At 32.5% G+C, this 23938-nt stretch carries 20 protein-coding genes and 2 pseudogenes; 20 read left to right on the plus strand and 2 right to left on the minus strand.

Features of this window, described 5'->3' with window-relative positions; translation table 11 throughout:
- The first annotated feature begins 3 nt into the window (after window positions 1–3).
- The 19 genes and pseudogenes from COC46_RS01975 to wecB all read left to right on the plus strand — a co-directional run bounded on the left by COC46_RS01975 (window position 4) and on the right by wecB (window position 20716).
- Window positions 4–1302 (plus strand): oligosaccharide flippase family protein, encoded by a 1299-nt coding sequence (locus tag COC46_RS01975; protein ID WP_176545028.1) that lies wholly within the window; start codon window positions 4–6, stop codon window positions 1300–1302.
- A gap of 30 nt (window positions 1303–1332) precedes the next feature.
- Window positions 1333–2001, plus strand: coding sequence for an acyltransferase (locus COC46_RS01980; RefSeq protein WP_098808100.1), 669 nt, complete (start codon window positions 1333–1335; stop codon window positions 1999–2001).
- Between the two features lie 745 nt (window positions 2002–2746).
- Window positions 2747–3913: a nucleotide sugar dehydrogenase gene (locus COC46_RS01985; RefSeq protein ID WP_098808101.1), complete on the plus strand. Its 1167-nt coding sequence runs from the start codon at window positions 2747–2749 to the stop codon at window positions 3911–3913.
- 280 nt (window positions 3914–4193) lie between these two features.
- Window positions 4194–4914, plus strand: a pseudogene (galE, locus tag COC46_RS01990) (UDP-glucose 4-epimerase GalE); the annotation flags it as partial.
- 240 nt (window positions 4915–5154) lie between these two features.
- Window positions 5155–6106 (plus strand): annotated as a pseudogene (locus COC46_RS01995) (LCP family glycopolymer transferase).
- Between the two features lie 275 nt (window positions 6107–6381).
- Window positions 6382–7260, plus strand: a complete 879-nt coding sequence (gene rfbA / locus COC46_RS02000; protein ID WP_098808102.1) for a glucose-1-phosphate thymidylyltransferase RfbA — start codon at window positions 6382–6384, stop codon at window positions 7258–7260.
- 27 nt (window positions 7261–7287) lie between these two features.
- Window positions 7288–7848, plus strand: coding sequence for a dTDP-4-dehydrorhamnose 3,5-epimerase (gene rfbC / locus COC46_RS02005; RefSeq protein ID WP_098808103.1), 561 nt, complete (start codon window positions 7288–7290; stop codon window positions 7846–7848).
- A gap of 4 nt (window positions 7849–7852) precedes the next feature.
- Window positions 7853–8716, plus strand: a complete 864-nt coding sequence (gene rfbD, locus COC46_RS02010) for a dTDP-4-dehydrorhamnose reductase (RefSeq protein WP_098808104.1) — start codon at window positions 7853–7855, stop codon at window positions 8714–8716.
- Window positions 8709–9731: a dTDP-glucose 4,6-dehydratase gene (gene rfbB / locus COC46_RS02015; protein ID WP_098808105.1), complete on the plus strand. Its 1023-nt coding sequence runs from the start codon at window positions 8709–8711 to the stop codon at window positions 9729–9731. Before rfbD (COC46_RS02010) ends, rfbB (COC46_RS02015) begins: the two co-directional genes overlap by 8 nt.
- A gap of 139 nt (window positions 9732–9870) precedes the next feature.
- Complete coding sequence (locus COC46_RS02020; protein WP_098808106.1) at window positions 9871–11601, plus strand: phospho-sugar mutase; 1731 nt, start codon at window positions 9871–9873, stop codon at window positions 11599–11601.
- 120 nt (window positions 11602–11721) lie between these two features.
- Window positions 11722–12708 carry a UDP-glucose 4-epimerase GalE gene (gene galE, locus COC46_RS02025; RefSeq protein WP_098808107.1) on the plus strand — a complete coding sequence of 329 codons (987 nt, stop codon included), beginning with the start codon at window positions 11722–11724 and terminating at the stop codon, window positions 12706–12708.
- Between the two features lie 208 nt (window positions 12709–12916).
- A complete protein-coding gene (gene tagU, locus COC46_RS02030; protein ID WP_098808122.1) occupies window positions 12917–13837 on the plus strand; it encodes a polyisoprenyl-teichoic acid--peptidoglycan teichoic acid transferase TagU in 921 nt (306 codons plus the stop codon).
- 214 nt (window positions 13838–14051) lie between these two features.
- Window positions 14052–14930, plus strand: a complete 879-nt coding sequence (gene rfbA / locus COC46_RS02035; RefSeq protein WP_098808108.1) for a glucose-1-phosphate thymidylyltransferase RfbA — start codon at window positions 14052–14054, stop codon at window positions 14928–14930.
- A gap of 24 nt (window positions 14931–14954) precedes the next feature.
- On the plus strand, window positions 14955–15515 hold the full coding sequence (rfbC, locus tag COC46_RS02040) for a dTDP-4-dehydrorhamnose 3,5-epimerase (RefSeq protein ID WP_098808109.1): 561 nt from the start codon (window positions 14955–14957) through the stop codon (window positions 15513–15515).
- Window positions 15516–15519: 4 nt separating this feature from the next.
- On the plus strand, window positions 15520–16395 hold the full coding sequence (gene rfbD / locus COC46_RS02045; protein WP_098808110.1) for a dTDP-4-dehydrorhamnose reductase: 876 nt from the start codon (window positions 15520–15522) through the stop codon (window positions 16393–16395).
- 4 nt (window positions 16396–16399) lie between these two features.
- Window positions 16400–17401 (plus strand): dTDP-glucose 4,6-dehydratase, encoded by a 1002-nt coding sequence (rfbB, locus tag COC46_RS02050; protein ID WP_098808111.1) that lies wholly within the window; start codon window positions 16400–16402, stop codon window positions 17399–17401.
- A gap of 385 nt (window positions 17402–17786) precedes the next feature.
- Window positions 17787–18674 carry a UTP--glucose-1-phosphate uridylyltransferase GalU gene (galU, locus tag COC46_RS02055; RefSeq protein ID WP_098808112.1) on the plus strand — a complete coding sequence of 296 codons (888 nt, stop codon included), beginning with the start codon at window positions 17787–17789 and terminating at the stop codon, window positions 18672–18674.
- A 215-nt stretch (window positions 18675–18889) separates the two neighbouring features.
- Window positions 18890–19513: an NAD-dependent epimerase/dehydratase family protein gene (locus tag COC46_RS02060; protein WP_098808113.1), complete on the plus strand. Its 624-nt coding sequence runs from the start codon at window positions 18890–18892 to the stop codon at window positions 19511–19513.
- A gap of 93 nt (window positions 19514–19606) precedes the next feature.
- Complete coding sequence (gene wecB, locus COC46_RS02065; protein ID WP_098808114.1) at window positions 19607–20716, plus strand: non-hydrolyzing UDP-N-acetylglucosamine 2-epimerase; 1110 nt, start codon at window positions 19607–19609, stop codon at window positions 20714–20716.
- Window positions 20717–20935: 219 nt separating this feature from the next.
- Here the strand turns inward: wecB and COC46_RS02070 are convergent, their stop codons facing one another.
- Window positions 20936–21379 (minus strand): hypothetical protein, encoded by a 444-nt coding sequence (locus COC46_RS02070; RefSeq protein WP_098808115.1) that lies wholly within the window; start codon window positions 21377–21379, stop codon window positions 20936–20938.
- Window positions 21380–21897: 518 nt separating this feature from the next.
- Between COC46_RS02070 and COC46_RS02075 the strand changes: the two genes are divergently transcribed.
- Complete coding sequence (locus tag COC46_RS02075) at window positions 21898–22773, plus strand: phosphotransferase (protein WP_098808116.1); 876 nt, start codon at window positions 21898–21900, stop codon at window positions 22771–22773.
- A gap of 423 nt (window positions 22774–23196) precedes the next feature.
- Here the strand turns inward: COC46_RS02075 and COC46_RS02080 are convergent, their stop codons facing one another.
- Entirely contained in the window at window positions 23197–23853 is a 657-nt protein-coding gene (locus COC46_RS02080; protein ID WP_098808117.1) for a nucleoside/nucleotide kinase family protein, read from the minus strand.
- Between the last annotated feature and the right edge of the window lie 85 nt (window positions 23854–23938).

Raw genomic sequence — 23938 nt, forward strand, 5'->3', positions numbered from 1 at the left:
CGATTGAAAAGTTTATTTTATACAATAAGTGCAAACTTAGGTAATTTTATCTTATCCACTATAGCAGTATTGATAATTCCTTTATTATTAAAACCAGAACAATTTAGTTCATTGAAAACATTTGAATTATATTTAAGTTATGCAGGTTTTTTTCATTTGGGTTTTTCTGATGGTTTTTTTATTAATATAGCAAATAAAAAAATTAATGAACACGATAATATTAAGATTCGATCTTTTATGGTATTACTTTTAATTTTAGTAGGTACCCTAAGTTTGATACTATTTAGCTGTATGTTTATTATTGGCGATCAAAATATTAAAGTATTAAGTATTTTTTTGTTAATTAATATTATATTAGTAAATCTAAATACATTTATATCGTTTGTAATACAAGCAGATCAAAATTTTGTTTTATATTCTAAAATTTTATTTGGCCAAAAATTAGTTTATGTGTTGGGTGTAATTATATTACTAGTTCTAAATGCTAGATATTATTTTTATTTTATGTATTTATATACAATAATTAACTTTATTATTTTATCTTATTACTTATATAAGTTTAAAAAAATTTTTCTCGGAAGAATTTTTTTAGATAAAGAGATTTTAAAAACTTTTTATTTTTACACTAAGAAGGGTTTAATTATAATGATAGGTAATTTAACTACCTTAAGTATATTAGGATTAGATAGAATTTTTATTAATCTCAACTTTACAAGAAAAGATTTTGGAATTTATTCTTTTGCATATACGGTAGTTTCAATGTATGCGATAGTTATAAATTCATTAAGCTCTGTACTATATCCTACATTGGCTAGAAAGAAGTTAGAGGAGCTTAACGTTTATTATAAAAAATTGAAATTATTAATAATTTCATTAACATTGCCAGTATTTATTTCTGCATTAATAGCAAAGTATATATTATATTATTTTTTTATTGAATATAGGGAATCAATCCCGATATTTTTAGCAATGGTACCAATAGTTTCAATGAATTTACTTTCTGTAATATGTATTTCAAATTTTTCTAAGAGGATCGGTAAACAAAAAAATATTATTTTGATTAATTCAATATGGATTTCTATTGGTTTAATATTGATGTTGTTAATAAAAGAGATGAATTCATTAATATATATTATACTAATCAATGTATTTGTTAATTTTGTCACATTTTTAATTAATGATTTCAAACTTTGTATGGAAATAAATATCTCTAAAAAATATTTTCTGGTTTCAAATATAATCTTATTATTAATTATTACAGGATATGTTTTATATATTGAAGGGATAGTCAGCATTTTATAGTTATTTAGTAACTTTGGGGGAGAATAAGTTTTGCCTAAATTAATAATTCTATTTTTTTCGATCATTAAATCAATATATATAAATTTTCGAATTTTACCATTTAATGAAGCGCTCAAACTACCAATTTTTATTACCTATAATACAAGAATAAAATGTAAAAAGGGCTGTCTCAAAATAAATAGTGAGTGGTTAAGACCTTTTATGATAAAAATTGGTGTAGGAGATGTAGGGATTTTTGATAAAAGGAAATCTAAATCAATAGTAATAATCTATGGAAAAATAGTATTTAAAGGTCGTGCTTTTATTGGACACGGTACAAAAATTAATTGTAATAAAAATGGAAATTTAATAATAGGGGATAACTTTACTGTGACTGCAGAATCTAATATTATTTGTTCAAAAGAAATAGCTTTTGGAAATGATAATTTGATTTCATGGAATGTATTAATAATGGATACAGATTTTCATAAAATATTTGATGCAAACAACAATACTAGAATTAATTCTGATGAATCTATTGTTATTGGTGATAAGGTATGGATATCAGCTAACTCAACAATATTAAAAGGCAGCAGAATTTCACATGGCACCATTGTTGGTGCTTCATCATTGGTAAGTAAAAAATTCAATGACGAAAAAATTATTATTGCTGGAAACCCAGCGAAAAAGATTAGGGAAAATATTGAATGGCGTAACTAATAAAATAGGAGATATAAATTAAAACCGTTATGATACATTATTAATAAATAAAAATAAATAAGTATCTTTTTAAAAAAGTGGGCAAGATTAAACACTCATAATTACACTGTATCTGAATTTTTTTTCATTAGATATTGTCAAAGTAGATGTCAATTTCTATGGTTCCCTATATTTCATATCAGTTGATAAAATGATTATGCAATTCACATAAATTTAGTCTGATAGGCTGAAATTTTTAATTTTAGGAAAAGTATTTTTTGATAAAGATTTATAATTTTCCTTACGCTAATATAGCTTTATGATATATATAAATGTGAAGTTAATGAGTTAGATTAAAAAGTGGACATAGATTGTTATTGTAAATTATTTTATAGTAATCAAGAGCTACTTAAAAAATGGCTAAGTAGCGTAGTGTGAAAGTAAAAATACAGTCACTCGTCCCATGGCGAAAAATGGGACGTTTCGTACTGTTTAAAAATATATTGCAAGTGTAATTATTGCGAAGAATATACATTCATAGCTTGTATATTATATCACTAATGACAATGGGAAAATATCCAATCTCAGTCTAAATTTTAACTTTAATAAAATAGTTTAAAAGACTGTTCTTTTGAATTATTTTATTAGGGGCTGAAAGAGTATGTGGGGTAGAAATCTGTGTACATATTCTTAAAACAGAATTAATTTTACTCATCTATATGAAATCAAATTATATAATGCCTAAATATTGTTTGGGGGAGAAAACATGAAAATTACAATCGCAGGAACAGGTTATGTTGGATTATCAAATGCAATCCTACTAGCCCAACATCATGAAGTAATAGCTGTTGATATTATTCAAGAAAAAGTAGCTATGATTAATAATAAAAGATCTCCTATAATTGATAATGAAATTGAAGATTTTTTAGCGACAAAAGAGCTAAATTTAACGGCGACAACCGATAATTATCTAGCTTACAAAGATGCTGATTATGTCATCATTTCGACACCAACGAACTATGATCCAGAAAAGAACTATTTTAATACCAGATCTGTTGAAGCTGTTATTGCCAATGTATTATCTATTAATCCAGAAGCTATAATGGTGATTAAATCAACGATCCCTGTAGGTTATACAGAGAAAATAAGGGAGAAGTTTGAAACAGATAATATTATATTCTCACCGGAGTTTTTAAGAGAAGGAAAAGCGCTATATGATAACTTGTATCCTACAAGAATTGTTGTTGGTGAACAATCTGATAGAGCTAGAGTATTTGCTGAGTTACTTGTAGAAGGTGCTTTAAAAGAAAATATAGATGTTTTGTTTACGAATTCTACAGAAGCTGAGGCAATTAAATTATTTGCTAACACTTACCTTGCGATGAGAGTTGCCTTTTTTAATGAACTAGACTCATATGCAGAGGTAAGGGGCTTAGATACTAAGCAAATTATTGATGGTGTTGGACTCGATCCTAGAATAGGAAATCACTATAATAATCCTTCCTTTGGGTATGGAGGCTACTGCTTACCTAAAGATACGAAACAGTTATTAGCTAATTATGATGATGTTCCTAATAATATAATGACAGCAATTGTTGATGCAAATCGAACAAGAAAAGATCATATTGCTGATATGATTATAAAAAGGAATCCTAAGGTTGTAGGTATCTATAGACTTACCATGAAAATGGAATCAGATAACTTTAGACAGTCAGCCATACAAGGTGTTATGAAGCGTATTAAAGCTAAAGGTGTTGAAGTTGTTGTATATGAGCCAACTCTTCACGAGGAGAAATTCTTTAATTCTAAAATAATTAATGACTTAGATGAATTTAAGATGTTATCAGATGTGATTGTGGCTAATCGATTGTCAGGAAATTTACAAGACGTAGAAGAAAAGGTTTACACAAGGGATTTGTTTAGTAGAGATTGAATTCTAGCGGATGGCTCTAAAAATGAAATACACTCACCAAAATCAAATGTTCAAAATATATTTTTTCAGATAATGCTTCGTTTAGATACCGAGCTTTAACGGTAGGTAGTGAATAACTGAGTAAATTAAAAAATACGAAGGGCACAAATTTTACATTGTTTTAGTTCTTATTATTGCAGTAGTATAGTAATTGTAAATATATTTGAATGAAGTCAGTAAGGGAGACAAAAATTCTTCGAAAATTAAATTTACTCGTTATACTTTTATCAATTTCTGTTCTTACCAAAATAATGTTGGTGCGACATTAACTTTATTAGAAAACATGATGAAGTATGATGTAAGAAATTTATTTTCTCTTCTACTGCAACAACATACGGTATTCTTGAGGTAGATATTATTAAAGAAGAAACGGTGACAAATCCAATCAATCCATATGGCTAATCAAAGTTAATGATTGAAAAAATACTTGATGACTTCTACAAAGTATATGGCTTAGCTTATGTTGTATTACGTTACTTTAATGCAGCAGGAGCACATGAAATGGGATTAATTGGAGATGATCACAATCCTGAAACACACTTAATTCCGTTAGTATTACATCATTTACAAGGTCAACGTATCTCAACTAGTGTATTTGGAAGTGATTACCCAACTCCAGATGGTACTTGTATTCGCGATTATATCCATAATACGGAACTAGCATCAGCGCATATTTTAGCTCTAGCAAGCTTACTAGAAACTGGAAATCTTCATAAAACATACAATTTAGGTAATGGAAAAGAATTTTCTGTAAAAGAGATTATTGAAACATGTGAACGAATTACAGAAAAAAATGCAAATGTTATCATAACTAATCGTCGTGATGGTGACCCAGCTCAACTAATCGCTTCATCACAAAAAATATATGAAGAGTTAGGCTGGGAGACGAAATATTCTTTAGATCAGATAATAAAACAGCCTGGAATTGGCATCAAAATAATCCGAATGAATTTAAGAGATAATAAATTATGAACGGAAATTAGCAGGTCCTCATTAAGAAGAGGTCCTGCTAATTTCTTTATTCAAGTTATTAAATAATTATCTTACAAAAAAATGCAAATGGATATTTTATCAAGTAAGATAGAATGTAAGTAATTCTGATTTTTTATATTTGAAAATTAAGTTCATAATTGAAGGAGAATTATTTTGTCTAGAAAAGAAAAACACTCTACTAAAAAAGTGTCCATAGCAAAAAAAGTACTATTAATCCTGTTAGTGTATTAGTTGTCATTGGTTTAGGAATAGATAGTTATGCGTATTCAATTTACCATAATGTAAATAAGACATCAGGCGCAATTTATAAAGACATAAAGAAAACAGAAAAACGAAAAGAAGAAGTAAGTGTTGAAAAGAAAGAACCTTTTTCAATTTTACTATTAGGTGTTGACCATCGACCTGGTGATAAAGGTCGTTCGGATTCAATGATTGTGTTGACGGTTAATCCGAATACAAATACAACAAAAATGGTAAGTATTCCACGCAATACAAGAACTGAAATTGTTGGAAAAGGTAAACAAGATAAAATTAACCATGCATATGGGTTTGGTGGGATCCAAATGTCAGTCGATACAGTCGAAAACTTCTTGAATATTCCAATTGACTATTTTCTTGAGGTAAATATGGAAGGGTTTAAGATATTTTAGAAGCTGTTGGTGAAGTTGATGTCGTAAATGACTTAGATTTTATTAATGAAGGAGTACATTTTAAGAAAGGATCACATCATTTAAATGGTGTCGATGCATAAAAGTATTCTCGTATGCGTAAATTGACCCACGAGGTGACTTTGGACGTGAGCTTCGACAAAGGCAAATAATTGAAGAGGTAATTAAAAAAGGAGCTACTTTCTCATCTTTAACAAACTATCAATCCATTTTACAAGCGATTCAAAAAAATGTAGTGACGAATATAAGTTTAGAAGATATGATTTCGATTCAAAAAGACTATCGTGAGGCTACGAAAAGTATTTCAGAGACACAAGTTACTGGTGAAAGTAAGAAAATTGATGGAATCTGGTATGTAATTGTATCGGAAGAAGAACAAAATTATATTTCTAAGGACTTACGTCAGCATTTGGAATTAACTATAGAAACAAAGTATTATATAAGGTACATTAAAATGAAATTTAGAAGAAACACTGTTAATGTAATTTCTTAACAGTGTTTCTTTTATTTCAAAATGTGAACTGACCAGAGTACGACGCATTTAATATTATAAGTGTAATATGATTACTTATATCTTTTTATGAATAAATCGCGTGGAATTAAACTTTTTAATAACGATAGTTTTTAATAATTACTTTATATGAAATTGGTAGAAGGTATAAAGAACAATATTGTATTGGATTACGTGATAAAAAAATTTTACCTAATCCTTTTACTTACTTAATTTATAACAAATTAACTTACAAAAAGTTTCAGGGGGACTTAAAAATGAAGGGAATTATTCTTGCAGGAGGTAGTGGTACCCGCCTTTATCCATTAACAATGGTTACAAGTAAACAGCTTTTGCCTGTATATGATAAACCAATGATTTATTACCCATTATCTACTTTAATGCTGGCTGGTATTAGAGAGATTTTAATTATATCAACTCCAGAGGATTTACCTCGATTTGAGGCTTTATTAGGTGACGGTTCTCAGTTTGGAATTTCTTTACAATATAAAGTTCAGCCTAGTCCAGATGGATTAGCACAAGCATTTATTATTGGTGAAGAGTTCATTGGAAGCGATTCAGTTGCAATGATTTTAGGTGACAATATTTATTACGGTAGTGGAATGCGTAACATATTGAAAAATGCAGCGTCTAAAGAAAAAGGTGCGACAGTATTTGGCTATCATGTTCAGGATCCTGAACGATTTGGTGTTGTAGAATTTGACGAAAGCGGAAAAGTATTAAGCGTCGAAGAAAAGCCTGCTGTTCCGAAATCAAACTATGCGATTACTGGATTGTATTTTTATGATAACCGAGTTGTGGAAATTGCGAAAAATGTAAAACCATCGCATCGTGGAGAATTAGAAATTACTACAGTTAATGAAGCTTACTTAAATATGGGCGAATTAGATGTTGAACTTTTAGGTCGTGGTTATACTTGGTTAGATACTGGGACTCATGAGAGTTTAGTTTCTGCTACGAACTTTGTTAAAACGGTTGAAGAGCATCAAGGAATTAAAATCTCAGCTCCGGAAGAAATTGCTTATATTAATGGATGGATTAATAAAGCAAAGCTGATTGAATCAAGTGAGCTTTTAAGCAAAACGAGCTACGGTAAATATTTACTAAAAGTTGCAAATGGCGAGATTAAATATTAATAATACGTTTCGAGGTGTGATTTTATAATGAAAATTACTGAAACTTTTTTAGAAGGTGTCTTAGTTATTGAACCAGCTGTTTTTGGTGATCATCGTGGTTGGTTTATGGAAACATATAGTGAATCAAAAATGAAAGAATTTGGACAAAAATTACAATTTGTTCAAGATAATCATTCTTTTTCTGCAACAAAAGATACTTTACGTGGATTACATTATCAATTAGCCCCAAAAGCACAAACTAAATTAGTTCGCTGTACACGTGGTTCTATTTTTGATGTTGCTGTTGATATTCGTAAAGGTAGTCCTACTTTTGGAAAATGGTTTGGAATCGAACTTACTGCTGAAAATAAAAAGCAATTATTAGTACCAAAAGGGTTTGCGCATGGTTTTATGACATTAACAGATGACGTAGAAGTGCAATATAAAGTAGACGAGCTTTATGCGCCAGAATGTGACAGAGGAATTCGATGGAATGACCCTGAAATTAATGTGGAATGGCCAATGGATGTTACGCCTGTATTATCAGGAAAAGACGAAGCTGCACCATTATTAAAGGATGCTGAAAATAACTTTACTTACGGGGAGTAATTAAATGAAAATTTTAGTAACAGGTTATAGTGGACAGTTAGGCTATGATGTTGTCCGTGAATGCGAAATTCATGGCTTGGATGTAAAAGGTGTCGGACGTAATGAACTTGATATTACAGAGAAAGAAGCTGTTTTTTCTTTAGTAGATTCATTTAAACCTGATGCAATTATTCACTGTGCTGCCTACACGGCTGTTGATAAAGCTGAGGATGACAGGGAGAATTGCTGGAATGTAAATGTTGAGGGTACTAAATATTTAGTTGAAGCGGCAAAGAAACGCAATGCAAAATTCGTTTATATTAGTACGGATTATGTATTTGAAGGCAAAGGTGAAATGCCGTTTAATGAAGATGATCAAGCAAATCCAATCGGTTATTACGGCCTAACAAAGTATGAAGGTGAAAAAGCTGTCCAATCGTTAATTGAAAAATATTTTATTGTTCGTATTTCTTGGGTGTTCGGAATTAATGGTAATAACTTTATTAAAACAATGCTACGTTTATCAGAAACTAGAAACGAATTAAATGTAGTAGGAGACCAAATAGGTTCACCAACATATACATTTGATTTAGCCAAGCTTTTAGTAGTTTTAGTACAGTCAGATAAATACGGAATATATCATGCCACAAATGAAGGGTTCACTAGTTGGTCAGAATTTGCGAAAGAAATATTCAAACAGGCGGGAAAAGATGTGTTAGTACATTCAATCTCAACTGAAGATTATCCAACTCGTGCAGTTCGACCAAAAAATTCTAGACTATCAAAACAAAAGCTAGTGGAGAATGGATTTAAACCATTACCTTCATGGCAAGATGCATTAAGCAGATATTTAGTACAATTAAACCAAGAGGTGAAGTCAGGTGAGTAAAATGAAAGTAGCTGTTACAGGTGGTGCCGGGTTCATCGGTGGGAACTTTGTTCAGTTTATGGTAAATAAATATCCTTCATATGATATTTTCAATCTAGATGTTTTAACATATGCAGGTGATTTAACAAAACATAAAGAAATCGAAAACAATGAAAACTATCAATTTGTAAAAGTTGATATTTCGAATCGTGAAGAGATTGATGAATTATTTAATAAGGAAAAATTTGATTATGTCGTGCATTTTGCAGCAGAAAGCCATGTTGACCGTTCAATCACTGAGCCTGAAATTTTTGTAAAAACAAATGTTTTAGGAACTCAAGTTTTATTAGAGGCTTCAAAAGCGATTAATGTTAAGAAATTTGTTCACGTTTCAACTGATGAAGTATATGGTGAATTAGATTTTGATCCAACGACATTCTTCACAGAAGATACGCCATTACAACCAAATAGTCCGTACTCAGCCAGTAAAGCATCATCTGATTTATTAGTTCGTGCATATCATGAAACGTTCAAGTTACCAATGAATATCACTCGTTGTTCAAATAACTATGGACCATATCACTTCCCAGAAAAGTTAATTCCATTAACAATTTCACGAGTTTTAAATGAACAAAAAGTTCCTGTTTATGGTACTGGTGAAAATATTCGTGACTGGTTACATGTAATTGATCACTGCTCTGCGATTGATTTAGTATTGCATGAAGGTGAAAATGGTGAAGTATATAATGTAGGTGGACATAACGAACGTACTAACTTAGAGGTTGTTAAAACAATCATTTCTACATTAGGCAAATCTGAAGACTTAATTGAGTTTGTACAAGATCGTTTAGGTCATGATAAACGATATGCTATCGATCCAACTAAGTTAGAAAAACTAGGATGGAAACCAACATATAATTTTGATACTGGTGTTGCACAAACTGTTCAATGGTATTTAGATAACAAGGAATGGTGGGAAACGATTATCTCAGGCGAATACAAGCAATATTTTGAAAAACAATACGGAAGTAAATAATTAGAAATACAATATTCATTTGTTATCTTGTCAATAAATAGGTAGAATCATTAAACCTAAAATATAAAAAAATCAATTGTCGGTTTATTAATAAATTGGCAATTGATTTTTTTTTTATAAAATTAAGGGGTAATTACAGATGTATTATAAAAATCAATTCAAAAAATGGCATGATCATTCACTACTAGATGTTGAATTAAAAGCACAACTAGAACAAATGAAATCAAACGAAAAACTAATAGAAGAAAGCTTCTACAAAAACCTAGAATTCGGAACAGGCGGAATGCGAGGAGAACTTGGCGCAGGAACAAACCGTCTTAACATTTACACAGTACGAAAAGCATCAGAAGGACTAGCACGCTTCATCGAGAACCAAGGTGAAGAAGCAAAAATTCAAGGTGTAGTAATTGCTTACGACTCTCGCCACAAATCTCCTGAATTTGCAATGGAAGCTGCAACAACTCTTGGAGCACATGGTATCAAAACATATGTATTCGAAAGCTTACGTCCAACTCCAGTCTTATCTTTTGCGGTTCGTTATTTAGGTGCTTTCAGTGGAATCGTCCTTACTGCAAGTCATAATCCACCTGAATACAACGGATACAAAGTATATGGTCCTGATGGTGGTCAATTACCTCCTGCAGAAGCAGATGAATTAATTAGCTTCGTAGATCAGGTTGAAGATGAATTATCAGTAGAAGTAGCTTCAAAAGAAGATCTACTAACTAATGGTTTACTGGAAATAATCGGTGAAAAAGTAGACTCAGCTTATTTAAAAGAGTTAAAAACAGTAGTTGTAAATGCTGAAATTGTAGAAAAGCATGCGAAGGATTTAAATATTGTCTTCTCACCATTACACGGGACATCTAATATTCCTGTACGTAATGGATTAAGTATGTTAGGTTATTCGAATGTTACTGTAGTTAAAGAACAGGAGCTTCCAGATACAAACTTTACAACTGTAAAATCTCCGAATCCAGAAGAACATGTGGCGTTTGAATTAAGTATTCAATATGGTGAGCAAGTAAATGCAGATGTATTAATTACAACTGATCCGGATGCAGACCGTTTAGGTGTTGCTGTGCGCAACTCTGAAGGTGAGTTTATTATTTTAACAGGTAACCAAACCGGTGCGTTAATGCTTGAGTATTTAATATCTCAAAAGAAATCACTTGGAAATTTACCTGAAAATGGTGTAGTTTTAAAAACAATCGTTACATCTGAAATTGGAAGAGTGATTGCACAAAACTATGGCATTGAGACGATTGATACACTTACAGGGTTTAAGTTTATTGGTGAGAAAATTAAAGAATATGAACAATCAGGTGAGTACAAGTTCCAATTTGGCTATGAAGAAAGCTATGGTTATCTAATTCGTGATTTTGTACGTGATAAAGATGCAGTTCAATCTGTTATTTTAGCTTGTGAAGTATCTGCATACTATAAGTCTCAAGGTAAAACATTATATGATGGGTTACTAGAAATCTTTGAAAAGTATGGTTTCTTTAAAGAAGACTTGGTTTCTATGACATTGAAGGGGAAAGATGGAGCTGAGCAAATTCAACAAATGATGAATGAGTTTCGTATGAACCCACCGAAAGAATTTGCTGGTCTTGGAGTATCAGTAATTGAAGACTATAAGGAAAGTACTAAAACAAATCTTGAAAATGGTACTACAGTTGAAATTAATCTGCCAAAATCAAATGTTCTAAAATACATTTTATCTGATGAATCATGGTGCGCATTACGACCATCAGGTACTGAGCCGAAAATTAAATTCTATTTCGGCGTAAAAGGAAATTCTTTAGAAAATAGCAGTGAAAAATTAGAAACTATTAAAAAAGATTTATTAAGTCGTTTTGACAAATAAAAGAATTGATGCACAGGTGAATCTTAAAAGAAGATCCTGTGCTTTTTTATTATTTTGACTTGAAATTAGGGAAGATGATTAGATTATATAATAGAAGAAACTAAAAAAGGAGAGGTTATCATGATTCTAGTTGTTGGTGGAGCGGGATACATAGGTAGTCATACAGTTAAGGAACTAGTCGAGCAAAATTATGAAGTAGTTGTATTAGATAATCTAACAACTGGTCACCGAGATGCAGTAGATGAGCGAGCAATCTTTGTTGAAGGTGATTTAGGTGATACAACTGTTTTAGAGCATATTTTTTCTACTTATAAAATTGATGCCGTAATGCATTTTGCTGCTTATAGCTTAGTAGGAGAATCAGTCACTAATCCATTAAAATATTATCAAAACAATGTTGGGGCAACACTAGCATTATTAGAAAATATGATGAAGTACAATGTGAAGAAATTTATTTTTTCTTCTACTGCAGCAACATATGGTATTCCTGAAGTTGATATCATTACAGAAGAAACAGTTACAAATCCCATCAATCCATATGGGCAATCTAAATTAATGATTGAAAAAATACTAGCTGATTTCCATAAAGCATATGGTTTAGGTTATGTTGTACTACGTTACTTTAATGCTGCTGGAGCACATGAAACGGGATTAATTGGTGAGGATCACACACCTGAAACACACTTAATTCCACTTGTACTACAGCATTTACTTGGTCAACGTGAATCAATCAGCGTATTTGGAAGTGACTATTCAACTCCAGATGGTACATGTATACGTGATTACATTCATATTACAGACTTGGCATCAGCACATATTTTAGCACTAGCAAGCTTACTAGAAAATGGGGACCTTAATAAGACATACAATTTAGGGAATGGAAAAGGATTTTCTGTAAAAGAGATTATACAAACATGTGAACGAATCGCAGAAAAAAATGCAAATATAATCTTTACTGACCGTCGCGAAGGTGATCCGGCTCAACTAATTGCTTCATCGCAAAAAATCTATGATGAATTAGGCTGGGAGACAAAATTTTCTTTAGAGCAAATAATTAAAACGGCTTGGAATTGGCATCAAAATAATCCGAATGGATTTAAGAAATAATAAATTGTGAACGAAACTTAACAAGACTTTAGTATATGAAGTCTTGTTGTTGTTTATTATTAGAATTTTATGAAACAACTTTTAAAAAAAATGCAAAAAGTTGTTCAATCAAGTAAGATAGAAATTAGTAATGCTAAATTTTACAAATTAAATTCCTAATTAAAGGAGAATAATCTTGTCCAGATCAGAAAAACGCAATACTAAAAAAATGTCCACAACAAAAAAATTACTATTAATACTAGTTAGTCTATTAGTTGTAATTGGCTTAGGCATAGGCGGTTATGCATATTCAATTTACCATAACGTAAATAAAACATCTGACGCAATCTATAAAGACATAAAGAAAACAGATAAACGAAAAGAAGAAGTAAGTGTTGAAAAGAAAGAACCTTTTTCTATTTTACTATTAGGTGTTGACCACCGACCTGGTGATAAAGGGCGTTCGGATACAATGATTGTGTTAACAGTTAATCCGAATACAAATACTACAAAAATGGTTAGTATTCCGCGTGATACAAGAACAGAAATCGTTGGTAAAGGGAAAGTAGATAAAATTAACCATGCATATGCGTTTGGTGGAATCCAAATGTCCGTTGATACAGTAGAAAATTTCTTGAACATTCCAATTGATTATTATCTTGAAGTGAATATGGAAGGTTTTAAAGATATCGTTGATGCAGTAGGTGGAGTTGATGTGAATAATGACTTAGACTTTACTGATGGAGGTATTCACTTCGCAAAAGGAAATATCCATCTAGATGGTGACGAAGCTTTAGTATTTTCTCGTATGCGTAAATTAGACACACGAGGTGACTTCGGACGTCAGCTTCGACAAAGACAAGTTCTTGAAGCGGTTGTGAAAAAAGGAGCATCGATCTCCTCTTTAACTAACTATCAATCCATGTTACAAGCCGTTCAAAAAAATATTGTGACGAATATCAATTTAAGCGATATGATTTCAATTCAGAAAGATTATCGTGTGGCTGCGAAGAATATTACTGAAACCCAAGTTAAAGGTGAAAGTAAGAAAATTGATGGAATCTGGTATGTAATTGTATCGAAAGAAGAACAAGATACTATATCAAATGATCTTCGTCAGCATTTAGAATTACCTTTGGAAACAAAATAAGTTATATTTCATAACCACTGTTAAAAGATAAACTTTTAAACGGTGGTTATTTTTTTATGTCCTAATTCATCTCTAGGCTTCCACTCATACTTCGCCTCAATCCTCAACACATTCCAACCACTTAAGAATTTAACCTACACATCCCCTTACTTGTCATCATAATAATATATATATTCCTAAAATCAAGATTAAACATATTTAGGAGGTCTTAACAATAAAAGGCATTATACTTGCAGGTGGCAGCGGTACGCGACTTTATCCATTAACAATGGTGACTAGTAAGCAGCTATTACCTGTGTATGATAAACCAATGATTTACTATCCATTATCTACTTTAATGCTTGCTGGTATTAGAGAGATTTTAATTATATCGACTCCAGAGGATTTACCTCGCTTTGAGGCATTGTTAGGTGATGGTTCTCAGTTTGGCATTTCTTTGAAATATAAAGTACAGCCTAGTCCAGATGGTTTGGCTCAAGCATTTATGATTGGTGAAGAATTTATTGGAAACGATTCTGTTGCGATGATATTAGGTGACAATATTTATTACGGAAGCGGTTTGCGTAGTATGTTGAAGAAAGCAGCGGTTAAAGAAAACGGAGCAACTGTGTTCGGTTATCATGTACAGGATCCAGAGCGATTTGGTGTTGTTGAATTTGATGAGACTGGTAAAGTTTTAAGTATTGAAGAAAAGCCAGTAACACCAAAATCAAATTATGCTGTTACTGGATTGTATTTTTATGATAATCGTGTCGTTGAAATTGCTAAGAATGTAAAGCCATCAAGTCGTGGAGAATTAGAGATTACTTCTATAAATGAAGCTTATTTAAATTTAGGTGAATTAGAAGTGGAGCTATTAGGTCGTGGTTATACGTGGTTAGATACTGGAACACATGAAAGCTTAGTTTCGGCAACGAATTTTGTAAAAACAATTGAAGAGCATCAAGGAATAAAAATTTCTGCTCCAGAAGAAGTTGCATATATAAATGGTTGGATCGATAAAGAGCAATTATTACGTTTAAGCGAATCGCTTACTAAAACAAGTTATGGGAAATATTTACGTAAAGTCGCTAATGGCGAGATCAAATATTAAGTAAAGCTTGAGGGGTCATTATTAATGAACATAACAGAAACTTTTATAAAAGGAATTGTAGTGATTGAACCGACTGTTTTTGGTGATCACCGCGGTTGGTTTATGGAAACATATAATGATTCTAAAATGAAGGATTTTGGAATGGGTTTGACATTTGTTCAAGATAATCAATCATTTTCTGCAATGAAGGGGACTTTGCGTGGCTTGCATTATCAATTATCTCCTAAAGCACAAACGAAATTAGTGCGTTGTACAAGGGGTTCGATTTTTGATGTAGCGGTCGATATTCGGAAAGGGAGTCCGACTTACGGAAAATGGTTTGGGATTGAACTAAGTGCAGATAATAAAAAACAGTTATTCATTCCAAAAGGATTTGCTCATGGTTTTATGACGTTAACAGATGATGTGGAAGTCCAGTATAAAGTAGATGAGCTATATTCACCTGAATGTGATAGGGGGATTCATTGGAATGATCCACAAATAAAGGTGAAATGGCCAATCGATATTTCTCCATTATTATCAGCAAAAGACGAAGCTGCACCGCTATTAAAAGATGCTGAAAATAATTTTATTTATAAGGAGTAATAAAATGAAGATTTTAGTAACTGGTTACGGTGGGCAGCTAGGCTACGATGTTGTTCAAGAATGTGAGCGACATGGTTTAACTGTTAAAGGCTGCGGTCGAAATGAGCTTGATATTACTAAGAGAGACTCTGTGTTTTCTTTAATAGATTCATATAAACCAGATGCAATTATTCATTGTGCTGCCTACACAGCGGTAGACAAGGCCGAAGATGACAAAGAGAATTGCTGGAATGTGAATGTAGAAGGAACGAGGTATTTAGTTGAAGCTGCCAAAAAGCAAAATGCAAAATTCGTTTATGTTAGTACGGACTATGTATTTAATGGGAATGGTGAAAATCCGTTTAATGAGGATGATCAACCAGATCCAATCGGCTATTATGGTTTAACAAAGAATGAAGGTGAAAAAGTTGTTCAATCTTTAATTGAACAGTATTTCATCGTGCGAGTTTCATGGGTATTCGGTATCAATGGAAATAACTTTATTAAAACAATGCTAAAACTATCAGAATCTAGAAATGAGTTAAATATAGTAGGAGATCAAATTGGCTCACCAACTTATACGGTTGATTTAGCTAGATTAATAGTAGAGATAATCAAAACGAACAAATATGGAATATATCATGCGACGAATGAAGGCTTTACTAGTTGGGCAGAATTTGCGTACGAAATTTTTAATCAAACCAATCGTAAAATTTTAATCAATTCGATTTCAACTGAAGAATATCCTACTCGGGCAGTCCGACCAAAGAATTCGAGATTATCGAAACAAAAGCTAGTTGAAAATGGATTTACCCCACTACCTACGTGGCAGGACGCATTAGCTAGATATTTAGTTCAACTAAATTTGAGTTCAATTCAAACTAGAGACGAGGTACAGTAATAAAATGAAAGTAGCGGTTACAGGCGGTGCCGGATTTATTGGTGGCAACTTTGTTCAATATATGCTAAATAAATACCCTTCTTATATTATTTACAATCTAGACTTATTAACTTATGCAGGTGATTTAACAAAGCATAAACATATCGAAAGCAATGAAAATTATCACTTTGTAAAAGTTGATATTTCAAATCGTGAAGACATCATGGCGTTATTTAAGAAAGAAAAATTCGACTATGTCGTTCATTTTGCAGCAGAAAGTCATGTGGATCGCTCAATAGCAGAACCAGAAATATTCGTCAAAACAAATGTATTAGGAACTCAAGTATTGCTAGACGCGTCAAAAGCGATAAACATTAAGAAATTTGTCCATGTATCGACAGATGAAGTGTACGGCGAGCTAGATTTTGATCCTACTACATTCTTTACAGAAGAAACACCATTAAAACCGAATAGTCCATACTCAGCAAGTAAAGCATCCTCTGATTTATTAGTTCGGGCGTATTATGAAACGTTCGGATTTCCAATGAATATCACTCGCTGCTCAAATAACTACGGACCATATCACTTCCCGGAGAAGTTAATTCCTTTAACTATTTCGAGTGTTTTAACGGATCAAAAGATTCCTGTTTATGGAACCGGTGAGAATATTCGTGACTGGTTACATGTATATGATCATTGTGCAGCAATCGATTTAGTTTTACACAAAGGGATTAATGGAGAAGTATACAATGTCGGCGGGCATAATGAAAAAACGAATTTAGAAGTTGTTAAAGCGATTATTAGTACATTAGGCAAATCCGAGGAATTAATTGAATTTGTGACAGATCGTCTTGGCCACGACAAGCGATACGCCATTGATGCAACGAAACTAGAGCAATTAGGATGGCAACCAAAATACAATTTTGAGACGGGTATTCGTCAAACGATAAAATGGTATGTAGATAATAAATGGTGGTGGGAACAAATTATTACTGATAATCGATTGGATTTTAATACTAAAAAATAAATCGTGAGTGTTAAACTATTAAAAAATTATCTATTACAATACAAGAATGGTGGAGACTGTCCTTAAAATTTTAAAAGGAGAGTCTTTTTTTCTATTAAAAGGTATCTTCAAGCAATTATTTCAAATGTCACTGACTGGTTAAATGAAATCTATGTAATAAGGCCTTATTTACAGAAGTTTATCAAAATGTAAATTATATTAAATTTAGAACATTTGTAATAAAATTCTTTATCAAGAATTAACTTGTGAATTAAAAGGTGTTATAATGTTATATATTATTTTAGAAAAATAGATTGAATTTGAATTTCCTAAAATACTCAATTTTAACGTTCTTTTTATCTCTTAATAATTAAAATTCTAATTTTAAAAATGCCAGGAGGTAACAATGAAAAAAGTTAGAAAAGCAATTATTCCAGCTGCAGGTTTAGGAACGCGTTTTTTACCTGCTACGAAAGCATTACCAAAGGAAATGCTCCCTATTGTTGATAAACCTACAATTCAATACATAGTTGAAGAGGCAATTGAATCAGGAATAGAGGATATTATTATTGTAACAGGAAAAGGAAAACGAGCGATTGAAGATCATTTCGATCATGCTTATGAATTGGAAAAAAATTTAATCGAAAAGAATAAGTTTGATATTTTAAAAGAAGTGCAAGCGCCTTCTCAAGTAGCTATTCACTATATAAGACAAAAAGAACCATTAGGACTTGGACACGCTGTTTGGTGTGCAAGGAAGTTCATTGGCGATGAGCCTTTTGCTGTATTATTAGGTGACGATATCGTTCAAAACGAAAATGGAAAACCAGGTTTACGTCAATTAATGGATGAATATGAAGCGACATATTCTTCTGTAATCGGTGTACAAAAGGTGCCTGAAGATGAAACGAATCGATACGGGATCATTGCGCCATTCTCAAGTGAAGGAAGAAGATACGGAGTAACTGATTTTGTAGAGAAACCAGAAATTGGTACTGCTCCTTCTAATTTAGCGATATTGGGTCGCTATATATTAACGCCAGAAATTTTTATGTTTCTAGATGAGCAAAAACGTGGTGCGAATAATGAAATTCAATTAACTGATGCGATTCAATCTTTAAATAAAATACAACGTGTATTTGCATATGAGTTTGAAGGAAAGCGATATGATGTTGGAGACAAATTTGGATTTATTAAAACGACAATCGAAATAGCTTTAAAGAATGAAGAACTCCGCATAGATTTATTAAAATTAATGAGTGAAATAGTAGAACGCGATTATATGAAAAATTAACCAGAATACGTTCAAGTATGAACGTATTTTTTTATAAAGTAAAAAAATCATTAACAAGATCATTGAAATGCCGCGAAGCTCTCCATTCATCCCGTGGTGAAAGAAAGTCCAAGAGAGGAAATAATGAATCCTACTGTTTGATAACAATAATAATGAAGAAAAAAGTTGGAATATTTCCTGGAAAATGATCGACATATGTAGAAAAGAGGAGAAAAATGATACTAGTAGTGGGTGGGGCAGGCTATATTGGTAGCCAGATTGTAAAGGAATTATTAGATCAAAGTTTTGAAGTACTTGTTTTGGATAATTTATCGACGGGAAATCGGGTAGCGGTTGATTTTCGAGCTCGATTTATAGAAGGAAATTTTGAGGATCGTGAATTATTACAAGAAATTTTTTCAGAAAAATCGATTGATGCTGTATTGCATGTCGCTTCTACTAGTTTAGTAGGGGAATCACCTGAACATACTATTAAAAATGATCAAACTAATGTATCGGCAATCAATACGTTGTTAGAAACAATGGTCGAATTTAGTGTGAAAAAGTTTATTCTTACTATAAATACGACTTCTGATGGAATTCCTAATGAAGAAGATCTAGAAACTAAATCGAGTTTAACGATTGAAAAAGTAATAGAAGATTTCAGCAACATACATGGTATGGATTATGCAATACTTCGATCTATAAACAATGATGATACACAAACGTTATTAGGGTATGATTATTCCATTGCTGATGGTACTTGCATTAGCATCAATATTCATGATACAAATCTAGTTGAGGCACTTAGATTATCAGTTGAAAAAATGTTAGAACAAGATTATCTCATTTATACTTAAAATTTAAATTTAGTAAATACTAGGTAAACATATAAAAGTAATATATTATTAATAATTGGAATAGATTATTACATTCAAAGGAGTTTTTTAAAAATGACAGTTAAAGTAATGACAATTTTTGGGACAAGACCAGAGGCTATTAAGATGGCTCCACTTGTTCTTGAATTAGCAAAATACCCAGAGCAAATTGAATCAATTGTTACAGTTACTGCACAACATAGACAAATGCTTGATCAAGTATTAGAAATATTTGAAATTACACCTGACTATGATTTAAATATAATGAAAGACCGTCAAACATTAATTGACGTAACAACTCGTGGCTTAGAAGGTTTAAATAAAATTATGCAAGATGTTAAGCCTGATATCGTTTTAGTACACGGTGACACAACGACTACGTTTATTGCAAGCCTTGCAGCTTTTTATAACCAAATTGCAATTGGCCATGTTGAAGCTGGCTTACGTACATGGGATAAGTACTCTCCTTACCCAGAAGAAATGAATCGTCAATTAACTGGTGTAATGGCTGATTTACATTTTGCACCAACTACTAAATCTGCACAAAACTTAATAACAGAAAATAAAAAAGAAGAAACAATTTTCATTACAGGAAATACAGCGATTGACGCATTAAAAACAACTGTTAAAGATGAGTACACACACCCAGTACTTGAAACGGTTGGAAATGACAGATTAGTATTAATGACAGCTCACCGTCGTGAAAACTTAGGTGAACCAATGCGCAATATGTTTAAAGCGATTAAACGACTAGTAGAAAAACATAATGATATTCAAGTTGTTTACCCTGTTCACATGAATCCAGTCGTTCGTGAGATTGCAAATGAAATTTTAGGCGATGACAAACGTATTCACTTAATCGAACCACTAGATGTTATTGACTTCCATAACTTCGCTTCTAGATCTCACTTAATCCTTACTGATTCTGGTGGTGTTCAAGAAGAAGCACCTTCATTAGGGGTACCTGTATTAGTATTACGCGACACAACTGAACGCCCAGAAGGCATTGAAGCAGGTACATTAAAACTTGCAGGTACAGATGAAGAAGTTATCTTCTCACTAGCTGACGAATTACTATCAAATGAAGAAGCTCACGCAAAAATGGCAAAAGCTTCAAACCCATACGGAGATGGAGAAGCATCTCGACGAATTGTTGAAGCGATCATCAAGCATTTTAATAAATAATAAAATCTGAACCGAAACTGATTCAGATTCCAGGCTGTCGAAAAATCGACAGCCTTTTTGGTTTTCTAATAAAAGGGTATTAATAAAGTTCTATAAATCGAGGATCTGTTATAGTAGTTGTTGATTTTTTAACAAAATAAGACCACAAAATGTGGTTTTTGCTTTTTCTTATGCAACTAAAGCATTAGTTAGTTGCACAAGAACCAGACTATTTGAATCTTATTTAATTTCTACATCAAAAATATAAGAGGCTTCTCCATCCAACCATTTTCCGACCACTTCGTAAATGAAGTAACCACTCTTTGACGGAACAGTGATGTAATTTTGCTTTAAATTAACTCCTTTAGATTTCCCGTCATCACTCCATAGGTAAACAGTTAAGTCAGGATTATCTTCAATAACGAGTTTAATTTTCTCGTTCTTTTCTAATTTTAAGGTTTCAAAGCCCTTAGCTATTTTTATTGGCGAAAAATTTTCGACTCGCTTTATTTTAGTATTTTCTCCTTCCCAATTATAACGTCCTACCTTCATTTCGTACTCATTATTATCAACAATGATTTTTCCAGACACAGGTATTTGGTTTTCCTTAGAAACGTTTTGTAAGCCACAGCCAACAAGTGTTAGTGATAATGATAAAGAAATAATATAAATCGATTTTTTCAAGTTTAACTCCCCTTAAATAATTTTTTACATTCTTTCATTCTAATTCAATCCTTATGTAAGCGAGCAGAGCGTTAGCCATCCATGAATCCTCAGATTCACAACAGTGAATGGAAGTTTATATCGTACTCCCATGGTAGTTACACTAACTATTTATTCCATTTAATTCCAATAAATCGTTTTCTTTTTAAACTACACTGCCATTATGTTGAATAAGCAATTGAAGTTTCTTGTTCAAATAATCAATCTCAATTAACGAATACATGTCAAACCCCTTCATGATAAAGGAACTGTAAAACAGGACCAATTTTTTGCTCGCAATCTAACTTGCAACTAATGGTCCGCGGTAACTTCAATAAAAAAAGAACTGTATTAGCAGTTCTTGATCTTCAACTAAATGGCAGTTTAGTGATAAAATGCAATTAAACAATTAATTTACTTGGGGTACGAAGATATGAATATGGCAGGATAGTATAATATAAGTACGTTAGCTGAATGAGTTAGTTCGAAAGGTGGTTTACATGGATATTACAATAAAAGAGGTTTTAGCGGAGATCCGGTCCAGAGAGCTGGTTCCGGTTCCATTTGAGTATCGTCCTTTAACAGGCGGAACCGTGAGCACCCTTGTGTCCGTCAGATATGCTGACTCGAAATTACCGCACTTCGTGGTGAAAATGAACAAGCCTGAGAATATCCAGGCAGAGGTGGCATTTCTAAAGACCTATGAAACAGTTGCGTTGTTTCCCACGCTACATTATGTTGATCGGTCTAACCGGTTTATGATTTATAGCTATATACCAGGTGTAACGGATGATCGGCAGGTGAAAAAAAAGGATTGGATGTGTACGCTAGTGGAGAATGTGTTGAATCACTATGTGCAAGTACCTGAGGGTTCAGCACCAGAGCCCTCTGCGAGACTATCTTGTTCTATTAGTGATTTTGAATGGGTACGTGATGTCATTGGTAAGCATCTCGGAGAAGAGGACTTCCAGTTTGTGGTTGAACTGAGTAGGCAGGCGGTAGAGATTAAAAATGGAAGGACTTCTTATCTACTGCACGGTGATTTCGGCTTACATAACTTTCTGTTTGATGAGGGGCGTCTGACCGGAGTTATTGATCCAACTGTGGCGAAAGACGAGTTGATCTATGATTTGGTCTATGCATTCTGTTCAACCCCTGACGATTTGGATCTGGATACGATCCAGCCGGCTGCAGCAATGCTAAAGGACTGGCATCCAGCCGATACCGCAGGTTTGCACAGGGAGGTGCTGCTGGTTCTGTATAGACGTATTGCCTGTTGTATTTACTATCATCCACATGATTTAGAGGGGTATCTTCAGGCATGGGCCTACTGGAGAGGTTTGTGGGCAACTTTGGAGAAAACTGTAGATAGGTGAATCATATTAAGTAAAAAGAAGGCAGGTACGAGCTATAATCTAAGGTATCTGCCTCACACTTTTTCTAGCGAATTTTACCGGCACAACCTTTTCAAAGAACGTTTTTCTATTAGGGAAAATAAGAAACCTTTTAAACATAAGGAAAATGAATTTAATAATGAATTTTAATTTAGAACCGTTATACAACTACCATGAAAATAAAAAACTTCAAAAATAGAAAAATGACAATACTTAAGAAAACCCTGCTCAATCATTAAAAAAAAGAGGAGAGCTTAACTAAATAGCCTAGTGATTACGGTTGACTGGATTAAGGTCAATATCAGTTTAGACAACGCCAATCCATTTTCATTCACTGTTGTGAAGCTCCGATTTTTGAGCTTCATGGATGGCTAACGCATCAGTTAGTTGAATAAGAAATTTCTTTTAAACAAAATATGGATTATCTAAATCATCATTATTAATGACTACATCGGCTTTTAGTTGAGGTAAATGTTGCTCTAAATACAGTTTAGAAGCAGCGTGATACCTATTAAGAAACATTTCTTCAGCTTTTTCATAGCTGCCAAAATTCTCTTCTTCTCTTTTAGCCCCTCTTTTTCTTGCTAACTCAAAGTCTGTATTAACAAAAATTTTATAATCATATAGATTGCTTAGATCCTTTTTGAAAAGGAAAGTACCATCAATAATAAAAATCGAATCTCTTTTAGCTACTTTTGATTCTGTACTTACAAATTCATCTTTGACTAAATCTAAAGAAATTGTTTGATAATGAAGGTTTCCCCCTGGCCCTAAAGGAATTAAAAGTTTCTGCTTAAATGAATTGTAATCGTGGGCATCCTCGTAATAACCAATTGCTGATTCCTTACCTTGTCTATATCGTACCACTCTCGGATTATGGAAATTATCTATGCTTGTCCTAACCACATCCATCTTTCTAACCCGAAGTTCTTCCATAAGTTCATTGGCAAGTGTGGTCTTGCCAGATGCTGTTATACCACTAACACCTACTCTAATAGGATGGGGTAGTTTTAAACTTAAGATTCTATTTGATATTTCTGAAATTAATTCATTCCTTAACATATAGCTCCCACTTTCAAATCATATTCTTTATTATTATTTTTCAATCTAAATTAGGAATATCCTTCTTCATACAGATAGGTAAGGG

It is taken from the genome of Bacillus sp. AFS041924 (assembly GCF_002577195.1).
Classification (GTDB): domain Bacteria; phylum Bacillota; class Bacilli; order Bacillales; family Bacillaceae_G; genus Gottfriedia.

What these genes read in the sequence shown, in the direction of transcription:
- tagU (WP_098808122.1), top strand. Translation starts at nt 12,917, where the DNA reads ATGTCCACAACAAAAAAATTACTATTAATACTAGTTAGTCTATTAGTT.
- rfbC (WP_098808109.1), top strand. Translation starts at nt 14,955, where the DNA reads ATGAACATAACAGAAACTTTTATAAAAGGAATTGTAGTGATTGAACCG.
- COC46_RS02020 (WP_098808106.1), top strand. Translation starts at nt 9,871, where the DNA reads ATGTATTATAAAAATCAATTCAAAAAATGGCATGATCATTCACTACTA.
- rfbA (WP_098808102.1), top strand. Translation starts at nt 6,382, where the DNA reads ATGAAGGGAATTATTCTTGCAGGAGGTAGTGGTACCCGCCTTTATCCA.
- galE (WP_098808107.1), top strand. Translation starts at nt 11,722, where the DNA reads ATGATTCTAGTTGTTGGTGGAGCGGGATACATAGGTAGTCATACAGTT.
- rfbD (WP_098808110.1), top strand. Translation starts at nt 15,520, where the DNA reads ATGAAGATTTTAGTAACTGGTTACGGTGGGCAGCTAGGCTACGATGTT.
- COC46_RS02075 (WP_098808116.1), top strand. Translation starts at nt 21,898, where the DNA reads ATGGATATTACAATAAAAGAGGTTTTAGCGGAGATCCGGTCCAGAGAG.
- COC46_RS02060 (WP_098808113.1), top strand. Translation starts at nt 18,890, where the DNA reads ATGATACTAGTAGTGGGTGGGGCAGGCTATATTGGTAGCCAGATTGTA.
- rfbC (WP_098808103.1), top strand. Translation starts at nt 7,288, where the DNA reads ATGAAAATTACTGAAACTTTTTTAGAAGGTGTCTTAGTTATTGAACCA.
- COC46_RS01985 (WP_098808101.1), top strand. Translation starts at nt 2,747, where the DNA reads ATGAAAATTACAATCGCAGGAACAGGTTATGTTGGATTATCAAATGCA.
- rfbD (WP_098808104.1), top strand. Translation starts at nt 7,853, where the DNA reads ATGAAAATTTTAGTAACAGGTTATAGTGGACAGTTAGGCTATGATGTT.
- rfbB (WP_098808111.1), top strand. Translation starts at nt 16,400, where the DNA reads ATGAAAGTAGCGGTTACAGGCGGTGCCGGATTTATTGGTGGCAACTTT.
- COC46_RS02080 (WP_098808117.1), bottom strand. Translation starts at nt 23,853, where the DNA reads ATGTTAAGGAATGAATTAATTTCAGAAATATCAAATAGAATCTTAAGT.
- galU (WP_098808112.1), top strand. Translation starts at nt 17,787, where the DNA reads ATGAAAAAAGTTAGAAAAGCAATTATTCCAGCTGCAGGTTTAGGAACG.
- wecB (WP_098808114.1), top strand. Translation starts at nt 19,607, where the DNA reads ATGACAGTTAAAGTAATGACAATTTTTGGGACAAGACCAGAGGCTATT.